11 protein-coding genes and 1 riboswitch are annotated in these 14,342 nt (G+C 34.1%); of the genes, 4 read left to right on the plus strand and 7 right to left on the minus strand.

Features of this window, described 5'->3' with window-relative positions; translation table 11 throughout:
• Positions 1–188: 188 nt before the first annotated feature.
• The 3 genes from WAZ07_RS06370 to WAZ07_RS06380 all read left to right on the plus strand — a co-directional run bounded on the left by WAZ07_RS06370 (position 189) and on the right by WAZ07_RS06380 (position 3,288).
• Positions 189–545 (plus strand): GIY-YIG nuclease family protein, encoded by a 357-nt coding sequence (locus tag WAZ07_RS06370; protein WP_336471754.1) that lies wholly within the window; start codon positions 189–191, stop codon positions 543–545.
• 63 nt (positions 546–608) lie between these two features.
• Complete coding sequence (locus WAZ07_RS06375; RefSeq protein WP_336471823.1) at positions 609–1,937, plus strand: MATE family efflux transporter; 1,329 nt, start codon at positions 609–611, stop codon at positions 1,935–1,937.
• Between the two features lie 484 nt (positions 1,938–2,421).
• Positions 2,422–3,288, plus strand: coding sequence for an SMP-30/gluconolactonase/LRE family protein (locus WAZ07_RS06380; protein WP_336471755.1), 867 nt, complete (start codon positions 2,422–2,424; stop codon positions 3,286–3,288).
• 105 nt (positions 3,289–3,393) lie between these two features.
• Here WAZ07_RS06380 and WAZ07_RS06385 read toward each other — a convergent pair whose 3' ends face one another.
• From WAZ07_RS06385 to WAZ07_RS06415, 7 genes are all read right to left on the minus strand, one after another.
• Entirely contained in the window at positions 3,394–5,946 is a 2,553-nt protein-coding gene (locus WAZ07_RS06385; protein ID WP_336471756.1) for an ABC transporter permease, read from the minus strand.
• Positions 5,937–6,677, minus strand: coding sequence for an ABC transporter ATP-binding protein (locus tag WAZ07_RS06390; protein ID WP_336471757.1), 741 nt, complete (start codon positions 6,675–6,677; stop codon positions 5,937–5,939). Before WAZ07_RS06390 ends, WAZ07_RS06385 begins: the two co-directional genes overlap by 10 nt.
• Positions 6,625–7,866 carry a peptidase gene (locus WAZ07_RS06395; protein ID WP_336471758.1) on the minus strand — a complete coding sequence of 414 codons (1,242 nt, stop codon included), beginning with the start codon at positions 7,864–7,866 and terminating at the stop codon, positions 6,625–6,627. Before WAZ07_RS06395 ends, WAZ07_RS06390 begins: the two co-directional genes overlap by 53 nt.
• A gap of 66 nt (positions 7,867–7,932) precedes the next feature.
• Positions 7,933–9,387, minus strand: coding sequence for a radical SAM/SPASM domain-containing protein (locus tag WAZ07_RS06400; RefSeq protein WP_336471759.1), 1,455 nt, complete (start codon positions 9,385–9,387; stop codon positions 7,933–7,935).
• Positions 9,388–9,403: 16 nt separating this feature from the next.
• Positions 9,404–10,783 (minus strand): radical SAM/SPASM domain-containing protein, encoded by a 1,380-nt coding sequence (locus WAZ07_RS06405; protein ID WP_336471760.1) that lies wholly within the window; start codon positions 10,781–10,783, stop codon positions 9,404–9,406.
• 800 nt (positions 10,784–11,583) lie between these two features.
• Entirely contained in the window at positions 11,584–12,504 is a 921-nt protein-coding gene (locus WAZ07_RS06410; protein ID WP_336471761.1) for a DMT family transporter, read from the minus strand.
• A 19-nt stretch (positions 12,505–12,523) separates the two neighbouring features.
• Positions 12,524–13,243 carry a class I SAM-dependent methyltransferase gene (locus tag WAZ07_RS06415; protein ID WP_090912228.1) on the minus strand — a complete coding sequence of 240 codons (720 nt, stop codon included), beginning with the start codon at positions 13,241–13,243 and terminating at the stop codon, positions 12,524–12,526.
• Between the two features lie 417 nt (positions 13,244–13,660).
• Here WAZ07_RS06415 and WAZ07_RS06420 point away from each other — a divergent pair, with 417 nt between their 5' ends.
• Entirely contained in the window at positions 13,661–14,089 is a 429-nt protein-coding gene (locus WAZ07_RS06420) for a DUF3995 domain-containing protein (RefSeq protein ID WP_336471762.1), read from the plus strand.
• A gap of 105 nt (positions 14,090–14,194) precedes the next feature.
• Positions 14,195–14,334, plus strand: a riboswitch (cyclic di-AMP (ydaO/yuaA leader).
• The last annotated feature ends 8 nt before the right edge of the window (positions 14,335–14,342 follow it).

The raw sequence follows: 14,342 nt of genomic DNA on the forward strand, positions 1-14,342 counted from the left end.
TTTTCTACCACATGCCAGGTTTAAAACAAAAGGAGAAAGCAAGTAGCGGTCATGGTGTATTCTGCATAGCAGCGACTTACAAAGAAAAGCGGAAGCGGCTCGCTCAGAACAAGAGGGGGCAGAGCTAGACAAAGATGTCGAAACAATAAAATGGATATATATAGATGAAGTTGAAAGGAGAAAGGAAATTGAATAGAAAAAAAGAATTAAAACAAATGTATAAAGAAACAAAAACAGAAGCGGGTATTTATTGTATTAGAAATACAAAGAACGAAAAAGTGTATGTAGAGAGTACAAGGGATTTAAAAACGATGAGTGGAAGACGACTTTTACTTAATATGGGTTCTCATACGAATAAGGCATTGCAAGATGATTGGAAGGAATACGGGACAGATGCTTTTGAGTTTGAAATATTAGAAGTGTTGAAAAAGAAAGAAACGGGATATTTTAATGAAAAAGAAGAATTAAAGAAACTAGAAGAGAAGTGGTTAGAGAAATTGCAGCCATATGGAGAGCGAGGATATAACCGCGAAATCTCTCGATAAAAGGGGTTATGAAACTTGAAAATAACTGAAGAAGGAACAGAAAGTAAACCAATATGGCGTTCTATGTCTATGTTTCTCATTCCTTTACTGTTAAGTAATGTATTGCAGTCACTTGGACAGTTGTTTGGTATGGTAGTGGTAGGGCGTTGGCTTGGTATGATTGAATTAGCTGCTATTTCGGCTTTCTTTCCGTTATTTTTTCTACTTATTTCATTTGTAATTGGGATTGGTTCTGGTAGCTCGATTTTAATTGGTCAGGCTTTTGGGGCTCGTAATGAAGAGCGCTTAAAGGCCATTGTCGGTACAACGTTGACATTTACGTTTGTACTTGGAGCAATTTTAGCAGTAGTGGGTAGTATGTTCGCAATGGATATTATGCGACTTGTTGGTACGCCGGAAAATATTATTGATATAAGTGTTCATTATGCACGAATTTTATTTATTTCCATGCCAGTGCTATTTTTGTATTTTGCATATACAACATTTATGCGCGGAGCAGGGGATTCTAAAACACCATTTTATTTTTTAATTGTGAGTACAGGACTAAATATGATATTTTTACCTATTCTTATATTTGGTTGGTTCGGCCTGCCGAAACTCGGTGTGTACGGCGCAGCATATGCTTCTGTTATATCAACAATTGTTACATTTATTATTCTGTTAGTGTATTTAAGAAAAACGAAACATCCATTACAATTTGATGCAACAGTTCGAAAGTATCTTCGCATGGATGGGGAGTTGTTAAAACTATTATTACGTCTTGGCATTCCAGCAAGTATTAATATGATACTCGTTTCATTATCAGAGATTGCCGTTATTTCGTTTGTAAATCGTTTTGGGTCAGATGCAACGGCAGCGTATGGAGTAGTGAACCAAGTGGCAAGTTATGTACAGATGCCAGCAGTGAGCCTTGGGATTACTGTTTCCATATTTGCAGCGCAGTCCATTGGAGCAAATCAATTTGATCGCCTGCAAAAAGTAATTCGAGCAGGACTTGTTATGAACTATGTAATTGGTGGAATATTAATCTCTTTTATTTATTTGTTCTCAAAACAAATTTTAGCGCTCTTTTTAACGAGTCAGAATACCATTGATATTGCACATAGTCTCATTATGATTACATTATGGAGTTACTTAATTTTTGGTCATGCGCAAATTATTGGGGCAACAATGAGAGCGAGCGGAACTGTATTATGGCCGACTATTTTTGCGGTTATTTCAATTTGGCTTGTAGAAGTTCCGGTAGCCTATTTTCTGTCGTATCATACGAGCCTTGGAATAAAAGGAATATGGGTTGGGTATCCAGCTGCGTTTATTGTGAGTTTGCTCCTGCAATACGGATATTACAGGTTGTCGTGGAAGAAGAAGCGAATTACGCGTCTTATCAGTTAGAATTAATTATGTAGATAAGGAATCTCCTTCAGATTTGAAGGGGATTTTTATCGTTCTATATAAAGTGAAACTTTAATCAGTGGGGGTTTTCTTCATCCCCACTGATTATTAGTTGAACCAATCGGGCTTTTACGGGCAGTTTATCTCTCACCTAACGTCTTTGCTTTCGCCGAATTTTGAGGTGGGGGTATTACTGCCCGTTAATGCGGGATAAATAAGAATTAAACCCTCTTTCTTTTTAGGCGGGCAAGAGCATCTGGCCATGCATAGAAACGGTCAGGGCCTTTTCCTACCACATGCAAGGTTTAAAATAAAAGGAGAAGGTAAGTAGCGGTCATGTTGAATTCTGCACAGTAGCGACTTGTATATTAAAAAAATAAAATGAGTAAATATAGCTAAAGAATATATGCCATTGATTCATATATAAAACAATTACATGTTATTATAAAAAGACAGAATATTCTTTAGGGAGGTGGGGATTACTTTGCTAGGTGAATTAGAATTAGTCATTGATGCGAAGGCTACTCTTGGAGAAGGGCCTTGCTGGGATAGTAAAAAGCAGTTATTGTATTGGGTCGACATTTTGGAGAAGAAGGTTCATATTTATAATCCAGTTACAAATGAAGATAAGGAAATTTTTCTTGGACAAATGGTAGGGTCAGTGGCTCCGAGTGAATGTGGTGAAATGATTCTTGCTCTAGAGAATGGCTTTTATTTCTTAAATTCGGATACGGAAGAACTACGGGCTATTTGTGACCCTGAAAGTCATTTGCAAGAAAATCGTTTTAATGACGGGAAATGTGATCCGGCAGGTCGTTTTTGGGCAGGCACCACAGAAGGTGTTGGTATTGATGGAAAGGGAGCTCTTTACTGTTTAGATACCGATTTGAATGTAAAAAAGAAAGTAGAACATGTAAGTACTTCTAATGGCTTAGCGTGGTCACCAGACCATATGTATATGTATTTCATAGATACGCCGACAAGAAAAGTAGTTCGTTTTGATTATGATATTTGCACAGGTCATATTGAAAATCCACAAGATGTTGTTGTCGTGCACAAAGAAGAAGGATTTCCTGATGGAATGACAATTGATGAAGAAGGAATGTTGTGGATTGCCCATTGGGGTGGTTCTAAAGTATCGAGGTGGAATCCTATGAACGGAGAACAGCTACTAAGTATTTCTATCCCAGTCTTAAATGTAACTTCTTGCACATTTGGTGGAAGTGACTTAAACGAGTTATACATTACAACAGCCAAAATGCATACTACTGATGCAAGCGCTGGTGGAGTATTTCGAATAAAAACGAATGTAAGAGGGTGCCCTACATATCGATTTAATAGACTTTACTAAATATATTGTTTTTTGATTTTTAAAATGTAAGAAATATAAGACGAAGAAAAAACGTAGTTTGATCAAACTATGTTTTTTCTTCGTTAGATAAGGTTTTATAAATTTTTATTTGCTTTGCAATAGATGAATTGGTTTAGCTGATAAGGATTGTTTTGCTGCAATCCAAACAACAATCGCTGTTGTGATAACAGATAACAAGATGCCCAGAATAGACCAAGTTATATCAATTTTCATAGGCATTTGGAATAAGAATCGTAAAACAACTCCTGAAAAAGCTAAAGCAATTCCAGCCCCAACGAATCCGGCTGATAAGGAAATGACCGTGTTTTCTAATAAAATGGATTTCATTAAATTGCCCGAAGACATACCAACTGTCTTTATAATGGCAACATCTCGTGTTTGTTGAAGTAAGCGAATGACCACTTGATTTCCAATCGTCAGAACTGCAGTTAAGAATGCAAATAAGGCTACGATAGAAAAGAAAGCACTTTGCATACGAATAATATATTGTAGACTATCGATAGCTGTAGCGGAAATGGAGTAAGCCATTGCTGAATTTGGAAGTTTGTTGTTTAGATCTGTTAGAATGACATTCGTTTGCTTCGGATCGCTATCTATTGAATAGGTAATGCGGTTCGGCTTTCCGTATGTAGCTAATGTTTTTGTTGGAATACGAATACCTACCGTTTTCACAATACCTGATTTAAAAAAACCTACAATTTCACAACTCACCAATTCATTTCCTATTTGAATATCAACTGTATCACCTGTTTTGAGTCCTATCTTCTTATAACTATCCAACAGGATTGCTTTTTTTTCATCTGCATCTGCTGAAGTTAAATCGCGTCCTTCAGATATGGTATATGCTTTGGAAGTAAGAGAAGTATCTATACCTTCTACTGAAATTTTAGTTGAACTAAAAAATTTGTCCTCTTTTATTTTTTGGGCGAATTTAGCTGCGGCTTCTTCACCATTAATATTTTGGAGTCTTCCATCTAATTGATAGCCTTTTTTCCATGCTTTTATTTCCTTCATTGATTTAAGTTGTTTTTCAACTTTTTCTTCATCGTTCACTGAACTTGTAATTAGAAGATTTCCCATTGCTTCTTTTTCTAATTGTCCTTGAACAGATTCAATTAAATTATCAGCAAATACGTGGCTAGAAACTACAGAAACGACACCTATCGTTAAGGTAACTGCTAATAATCCATTTCGCTTATTCGTAGCTGCTATATTGTGTAAGGCAAGAAAAAGACCTTGTGGCATCCTATTTTTCATAGCCCCAATAGTTCGGAATAATAAAGCGTATATAAATCCAATCGAACGAATGAAAGAAAAGAGGAGTAACATGACTCCTGTTGTAAGTAGGAAAGCAAGAATCCATTTAAATATAAAACTACCATTTGCGCTGGTTGTAAATGCTACTTTGTAAACATAAATAGAAAGAATACTACAAACTAAAATAAAAAGTTGAAGTTTTTTTCTAAAAGGTAATGAATAATTTACATTTGTATTCTCTGTATCCCGTAACATTTGCAGAGGTGACACACGCATTCCACTTTTTACTGGTATCCATGATGCTAAAAAGGTTACGACAAATCCAACAACGATTGTAGTACCAACAACAGACCATGACATTCCCCACGTAAGAGGTAATGAAAGTACACTTGATAAATATGAGGTGAGCCAAACACTAACTAATAATCCAATTCCAATACCACCAGTTGTTCCGAGGATTGCTAACCAGAATGCTTCTAGCAAAAAATATCGAACGATAGATCGCGTTTTCATTCCTACTGATTTCATGACAGCGATATCATGTGTGCGCGTGGCAATGATTACTTTCATTGTATTTGAAGTTGTGATTGCCGCGATTCCAAGAGCTAATATGCTAAATAGTTGAAGAAATGGCAGTAACATATGCAAATCTTTTTGTTTTTCTAATTCTTTATCACGAATGTCGATTACACTGCTTTGTGGGAATTGTTCTTGCACTTTACTTTTAAAAGTAGAAACGTTAACTTTATTATGCAATACAATTAAAGCTTCATTAATTGTATTTGCTGGTACATTTAAAAGTTGTTGTGCTTGATTTAAATGTAGATAAGCTGTTCCAAAGATAGAAGCATCACCATAAGATTCTTGAACGCCTTCGACAAGCCCACGAATTTTATAAGAAGACATCGCTCCGGTAGAACGATTCGGAATCTCCACATTATCTCCGACTTTCACTTGTAAACGATCCGCAGTACTTTTTGATAAAAGCACTTCATTCTCTTGTAAATTACGAACATTCGGAAACTGATTATCTCCATACAGCGGATATTGCTTTGGTTCTATACCCTTTATTATTAAGCTTGTTGTTTTTTTATCAGACTTTACCATACTCTGACCTAATAAAGAAGTTGTAAGTGCTTTTTGTTCTTCTTTAGGAACAGAAGAGATCAATGTATCACGGTTAACAGGGTTTAAGTAGGATTGAATAGCTACGTCTCCTCCTAAAAGAATTTTAGAGGATTCGTGAATAGAACGAGGAACTAATTCGACTAACAGTGACATTGAGAAAAAGCTAGCTACCCCAATTACAATACTGAACATAGTAAAGAGGGTTCTCAAACGATTTCGTACTAAACTACGTAATGCTGATTTTAGTAACATGACGTTGTTTCACCTTCTTTGGGAGTTGTATGATTATTCACGTTTTCTTGCATTAACAATCCATCTTCTATTTGTAAAATACGATCTGAAAGCTTTGCTATATAAGAATCATGTGTAGCGATAATAAAAGTCATGTTAAGTTGATCACGTAGTTGAAAGATTAAATCCAAAATAGTTTGTCCCGTTTTCGTATCTAAATTACCAGTAGGTTCATCTGCAATAACAATAGCGGGGTTGTTTACTAATGCACGGGCAATTGCAACGCGTTGTTGCTGACCTCCTGATAGCTGGCTTGGTAAATGATGATAACGTTCTTTCATCCCAACAAGATCGAGCATCTCTCTTGCCTTATGTATCATTTCTTTTCGACTCTTCATCCCGGCGCACATAAGTGCCATCATTACATTTTCCTCGGCTGTCATTGTTGTTACTAAATTATAGGATTGAAAAACAAAACCAATTTTTTTTGCACGAAAATCTGCTAAATTTTCTTCAGATAGGGATGTAATATCCTGTTGATCAATCATAATGCGTCCTTCGCTTGGGGTGTCTAATGATCCTAATATCCCGAGTAATGTAGATTTTCCACTCCCACTAGGACCTATAATACTAACCACTTCTCCTCGGTAAAATTGTGTATCAATTCCTTTTAAAATATGGATGATTCCTGCTTCCGTTTCATAATTTTTCTTTATTCCCTGTACTTGAAGAATAGGGTGTTTTGTTGTCATCCTTTGTTCCTCCAGACTTTTTGAATTTTAGTGCGAAGACAATTATGGTTCTAATTAAAACTATAATGATTACAATGAACAAACCTTTTGCATTTCCCCAAGTAAAAGATTCTATAGATGTTAATAAATAAAAGATGTATCGAATAATGAACCATATGGCAGTAATGACTGAACAAAAATATATACTGGCATATGTGAGAAATGCTATTTTGTAGTGTTTACTCATATTCCGAATGGTATCATTGAATTGCTCTTTATAATCAGGTTTGAAAAACAAGTATCCTAGTAAACCGCTTTTTACCAATTTGAAAGTTCTAGTATGCAAGTTTGCGATTCCTAGAATGTCGGTTAGAGCCCAAAAGCCATCATATTGTAAAAATGGATATAAGTTATATAAAACTGTAATGAGAATAAATTGATTTGCTACAAAAAGTTCTTGATACCCTGAAATCCAATAGCATAATTCTAAAAATATAAATATCCATAATTCAAAATAAATTCCCCCGAGATCAATAATTACTCTATACTTCCTAGGTAATCGCCAAGCATCACTTAAATCAACAAATAAAACAGGTCTCATCATATAAAGACCAGCTCCAACATCCTTTGGTTTTATCCCATAACGATAAGCGGCAACTATATGACCAAATTCGTGGATAATTATAGAAAATAAAAGTAGAAAAATTGCAATGAAAAATTTAGATACTGATCCAAATGTGTTAGCTATATTTTCAGTATTAATTTGAAAAAAATAATGTATTAGACTTATACTGAAACAGATGCAGAATAAAAATAATGCTCCCCATGAAAAAACGAATTTGAAATATTGAGACGCTTTTTGTAAGCGTGATGCATGGAATATTGCTATTCTAAATGTAATTGCAGAGTGATGAGATGCTCTTTTTTCTGAACCAACTAAAATTCCCTTTGGCAATAAATGCCCATTTATAAGCTCTTCTAATTCGCTTATAGTTATATGTCCACCATAATCATTCTGTACAATTGTACAAATATCCTCTATTGAACTTGTTCCATCCATATAATTAAATAGGTTTTTTAATGATTCTGTAACTTTTATCTGTAACCCGTTATCAAATTTAATTAAATAACGGGGCCCGTCCTCCCAAACATCCATATTGTAAACTTTATAAGGGATTAGTTTTGGGAAAAAGATTTGTGAGGTTGTCAAATTTGTCACATCCTTTGAGAAGAAGTAACCCCACAATGATAAAGATGTTTGTGGAGTTAGATATTTTTATTTGATTAGTTCTAAAAAAGCTGTTTCGTTTTGTTTTATATAAGTTGAAATTGTTTGATGTGAGTCATTACAATAAGGTTTATTAATGGCACCATTACGCATTAGATTGGCATAAGCGCAGCCCCCGCCACAAAATAATGAAATGCTACAGCTAATACATTGCTTTGAATCAGTGATATCTTGATCCCAAATGGCATGTTTGCTAGGATCTAGATTATATTCAGGGAAAAAAGAACCTACTGCTGTTTGGGGTTTACCCACTGCTTCTGGACAAGCATATATTAGACCTTCTGCACCAAACGCATAAAAACGATGTTCTCGTGCGCTGCATTCTTTAAAATAAGGTAAGCTATGCATAACAGGAGAACATGAATCGAGTTCGCTTACCTTTTCCCAATCAAAAGTACGTATAGCTTGACGGATCCTAGAAGTACGAATATTAAGGTCTGTACCGAGTTTGGCATTAAATTTATCCATAAAGTCCTCTAAATCTCCAAAAATATTATAGATTTCGGCCAGTAGTTCATGCTCTGGAAGATGGTTTGGTAGATTGTCTCCATAATGGTCTGTAACAGGGGATACCTGCCAACCAAAGTTAGGATAATTATGCCAATTTTTGTTTTCGATAAAAGTAGCTAATTCTTCTAAATGCTCGAGGTTATCTTTATTTACATTGGTACGCAAACCCACTGCGAAGCCGCGTTCTAATGCCATTGAGATATTAGCGGTAATTCGATCGAATGTTCCGGTACCACCTGCTGTAATACGCCGTTGATCATGTATATGTTTTGGACCATCAATAGAAATTTGAAAATAATCCCAGTTATCTTTGTAGGGTTCTAAAAAATCTAAAAATTCGTGTAAGAACGTACCGTTTGTAATTGCATACATGCGAAATCCATATTCTTTGGTTGCACGTTGAACCACTCTTTCGACAGTTTTTCGAGTTGTTGGTAATAATGGTTCACCACCATATAGCATCATACGATGGGTCGCATCTTTAAAGCGTCCACGCTCATTCTCCATAGATAAAATGTTGTCCACTGCTTGAAACATTTTATCTACTTCTGTAGATGTTAAAGCATGTGAGATTTTATGTATGTCATGACCTTGGTAACAATAAGGACATCGAAGATTACACATATATGTTGTACATACGTTGAATGTAACACCGGAATTGCTGCTTGCTAAAGATTGGGTCATCCGATCACGAATAATAGTAAGTGTGTTTAATTCTTCATCACGATTCTTAAAAAGGTAACCGCGTTTTGTTAAAAAAGAGAGGAGTTCCTCTAATTCAGGATAAGGAGTTAAATTTTTATTACGCCTAATATCATCTAAAACTTTTTTTATGTCCGCATTAATTACATCAAGGGCACCGCTTAGTGAGTTTATTAAAACAAAATTTCCATCAGATAATTTATATGTTGAATTATAAGTGCTTGCAATCATAGCTTAGTCTCTCTCCCTATATTAAAATTTCTTCTTTAATGCTATCTAAATATTCGAAAACTTGTTTATTTGTTTGTGGACAGTTTGGCTGATTTAAATTCCCGTGAACAATAAGAGCCTCAGCAGCACAACCACCTCCGCATATAGGAGATGAAGCACAGGACTTACATTGTGGAATGGTAAGTGAATTGAATTCTTTCCACTTGTCCCATTTCCAATCTTGACGAGCGAATTTAGGGAAATAATCTCCAATTTTGAATTCTGGTCGTCCAACTAAATCGGGACATGCGTAAATGTGGTTATCTGGTCCAAAGACCACTCGTTTTCCTTCAGCTGATTCACAATAAACTATATTCGGTACTATCATTTCAATTTTATTTTTTAATGCAGGGTCTAACTGCATAATTGGTTTGAAGAAACGATACATATCAGCCCCAACGTTAAGCGATTTTTGAGCTTCTAATTTTTCAAAATCGGGAATGTTTTTCTGGAGTTTCTTTACAATTTCGTACCCTTTCATTAAATCTTCTCCCAAGCCTTTGCATGTATGATCTGTAACAGGTGAAAAAGAAATTGAGAAATTTTCATTATTAAACAAGTTATTTTTTTGATAATAGTCTATGAGAAGTGGGATGTAGTCAACGTTAGTTTGATCGATATTGACCCTTACAATGGTTCGGATACCATGATTAAGTGAATCGCAAATACCTTTTTGAATCTGATCAAATGTACCTTGTCCTCCAGTCATAATCCGTCGTTGATCGTGTATAGATTTAGGACCATCGACTGTAACCATAATACTCATTCGATCACGATAGTTTTTTAAAATTTGTACGAAAGAAGAAAGGTGATAGCCATTTGTATTGCAGCCAATTTTGAAGTTGCGTTTAACAGCTTCTTCACAAATTTGTTTGACTATATTTTTGGTGAATGGAAGAAGTGGTTCACCTCCGAAAAGATTGATCATTCCAATTGTATAACCACTTTCTTGATGAAATATATCTATAGCGGCCATGATTGCTTGTAGCTGTTCATCGGTTAAAGCTGTTATTTTTTCATGAAGACTATGACTTTCAAAACAGTAAGGGCATCGAAAATTACATGTATATGTAGGACAAATTACATATTGCATTTCATTTCCAGCATCTACAATATTTTTGGCTTGCCATAATCTGTGTTCCCTGTCTTCATTGTTTCTAAATATATACCCTCTATCTAGTAACACTTTAGTGGCATCTTTCTCCTCGTTAGATAAATTTATTGGATCTATATGTGGTAATTTATCCATCAAGTCAATTAAATCTTGTGAAAAAAAATCAACAGCACCTGTTAAGGTGTTAATCATTAAAACCTCTCCATTTAAAGGATAGCGTAAGTGATATTTATTAATAATCATCGAATCACCCTTGTATGATAATATTTATACTTGTTGAAGTTATTAGTTAATTAGTATAAATATTTTCTGTTCTTGCACAGCAAGAACAGAAAATATTAGATTTAATACTTCAAAGTATTAAAGAATACAATTACTTACCTTGTTTTTAACCATGAGTATAAACTAGATTTGGAAACAACAATTAAAGCAACAATTATCGCAACAAATTGAGCAGTTGAAGCATCTCATTTCATCTCGATTTTCAAGTGTTTCCATTTGATCAGCTAGTTTTGTCCAAAGTTGATCGTTTTCATTAACAGAACGAATCTTAAAAGATTTATTTTCCATTCTTAAATCCTCCTCTTGAGTTATTTTAATACGGTTACATACAATGAAACAAAAAGCGAATCATAATATAAAAATAATTCTTGTGAAAATAGGTTTAGCATCTATTGAAAAAAATGTATGGTATACCATATTCTTACTGTATTTTTCCATTATTTGGAGTCGACTCAACTATTATAATAAACGAATCTATATTTAGTTAACAAGAGTTAATATCTGAACATTCTGTGACAGACTTTTCAGACTAATAAGTCTATTAAATACATTGAGTTCCACATTCTTGAATAATGATAACCAAAATTTTATGTGTGATTTTTTTGATAAAGAATAGCATTGTTTTTCTTTTCAAGATAAAAGTTAAAAAAGATATAGAAGGAGCTTTTAGTGGATGATAAAAAGGAGTTGACCTTTATTGGTCAACTCCTTTTTACAGTTTCAAAAAATATGATGTGATATAGTCAATATAAGGTAAAACGTTATTTGTTGCTAACACCTTTATTTTTAGAAAGTAGTATTTTTTTCTCTTTAGAAGATAAGTAGACGCCTATTCCAATTAAACAGGCTCCTAAAAGGAAAGTAATGCCTAAACTTTCATCAAGTAATAAAAAGCCTAACAAGCTACCAACTACAGGTTGAAGGAAAAAGAAGAGAGAACCAGTACTAGCATCTAAATATTCAAAGCCCTTGTTCCAAAAATAAAATGCTACTGCAGTTGATATAATTCCTAAGTACAATACTCCTAACCAAATCCATACATCTTCTGGTAAATCAGTAGGCGTAACTTCTTGTTCCCAAATTACAATGGGAATAGTAAAAATTACACCAAACAAATTAGACCAAGTAGTAACTGTAAGAGAAGAATATTTTTGAGTTTGGACTTTACTTAGTACTGTATAAATGGCCCAAGTAATAGCAGCACCGAAGAGTATAATATTTCCAAGATACATACTTTCAGTTTGATTATTGGTTGATGGAAAACCGATAACACAAAGTACCCCAATTGTTGCTAGAATCAGTGCTGTTATTTTATTTATATGTAATCTTTCTTTTAAAATATAGAAAGCAAAGATAGAGATAAGTGCTGGAGAAGCAGCTGTAATTAAAGATCCCATAGCAGCACTAGATAGATCTGTCCCAACAAACTGCATTCCAATAGAACCAGTATATCCAACTAGACCAATCATAGCCATTTTAAAAACATCTTGTCGCTGGATTTTCCATAATCCTTTCCACCAAGTTATAAATCCTAAAACAAATAAACTAATAATAAAACGCATCTCTAATAATAACCAAGGCTGAATATATCCTAAAATAATTTTACTTACTACATACATACCACCCCAAATAGCAGCAGCTAATGATAAAGCTAACGCTCCTTTTAAAAAGTTCTTATTCATATGCATACCATCTTTTCATTTATTTATATCCAATAGCAAGATACATTTGCCCCATTTTATTGGTAATTCTACTATAAATATACTCTTGAATCCCTAAAAATGCCTCAAATTCATTATCTGGCTGAAAAGAAGCCATTTGTTCGTCTGAAAAGGGAATGATATTTTGAATTTTAGCATACGGAAATATTGAATCCATTAATTTTTTAAACTCGATAGCAGACATACTATTATTCTTTAATTTAACTTTTTCTTGTTCGTTATAAAAAGATAAAAATTCAGTGAAAGAACAATCTGGATCCCAAGAAGAAATAATCACAAAACCTCTTGGTTTTAAAATATATTTAACTTTTTTTAGAAAATGTTCATATTGCTCTTGGTTCATATGACAAATAGTACCCATCATACATGTGATTAAGTCGAATGAATTTTCAGGGAAATCAAGTTCTGTTGCATCCATTTTAAATAAATTGACTTTATCAGAAACTCTTTCTTTCATAACATTGTTAGACGCGATTGTTAGAGCGTCATCGGAAATATCTATTCCAGTAACCTCATATTTCTTTTTTGCAAATAAAATCGGATATCTTCCGGTAGCGGTACCAATATCTAGAATTTGTGAAATGTTTGGATTTTCACTTACAATTTTTAATACACTTTGTAGTTCTAAATATTTTTTTACTTCATCAGCATGAGGTAACTGCATATAGGTTTCATATCTTTTTTCATCATATTTAATCATGTCTATCCCCTCTTTTTCAGTTGATAAAATCCATTTATAGAATTATATTACAATTAAAGCTCCTTATTTTTAAAGGAATAAAAATTTTCTCAAGTGAATTACCTTGGGGAATTTCCAATTTGAAAGTTTCATTCATTTCATAGACCAATTAGGGAAAGAATTTATGATGTTTCTAGAATGAAGATTCTATCTCTTTTATAGCAATGAGATTCATTTCTATTGTTTGGAGAATAATTAATTTTGTTATGTTGAGGGGACGACACCTTCAGCATGACGAAAAAAGCATGCTAAGTAAATTTGATAAAGAACACTCGATTTTAATTATATTGAGATTTATGAAAGAAAGTTACTAAAAGTAAGCGAAACTATGAAAGAGAAAATATGATTTTTCATATGTGCGAGTAGGAGGGATATACAATGGCAGCCTTTTTAATTATTTTAGGTGCAAGCATACTTGTGTTCATCAGTCTCATTCATATGTACTGGGGATGTGGTGGATCTTGGGGGAGCAAGGTTGTGCTTCCGATGAAAAAAGACAGCGGAGAATATGCTTTTGTTCCGCGGAAAATAGGGACTTTTTTAGTGGCACTTGCCATTCTTTGTTTTGCTATGATGCTATTAGCACAAAGTGGATACTTGTCTTTCTGGAATCCGAGTCGTTATACAAAATGGGGATGTATGGCTTTAGGTGGAATTTTCTTTTTACGTGCAGTTGGTGATATGAATTATGTTGGTTTTTTTAAGAAAGTAAAAGAGACAAAATTTTCGATGTATGATACGTGGTTATATAGTCCGCTTTGTTTGTATATCGCACTTATTTTTGTAGTAGCGTTTTATTGTTATTGATATGTAGAAGGAAAACTTTCAGTAAGGGAGGTTTTCTTTTTTTATTTTCTCTCTTTACAATAAGAGTTTAGAAGAGTATATTAACAGACAAATGGAAAATTTTACAGCCGAATATCGCTTAATCCATATAGGAGCGGGGGAACCAATTTTGTGCTTTGTCACTCGGGGTGAATCCTTTTTAGGTAGGGCTACTCTCAAGGTCCGAATCCGACAGCTAACCTCGTCAGCGTTTTGAGAGGGGGGACTTGTGTGT

The organism is Bacillus bruguierae (assembly GCF_037104725.1).
Lineage (GTDB): Bacteria > Bacillota > Bacilli > Bacillales > Bacillaceae_G > Bacillus_A > Bacillus_A bruguierae.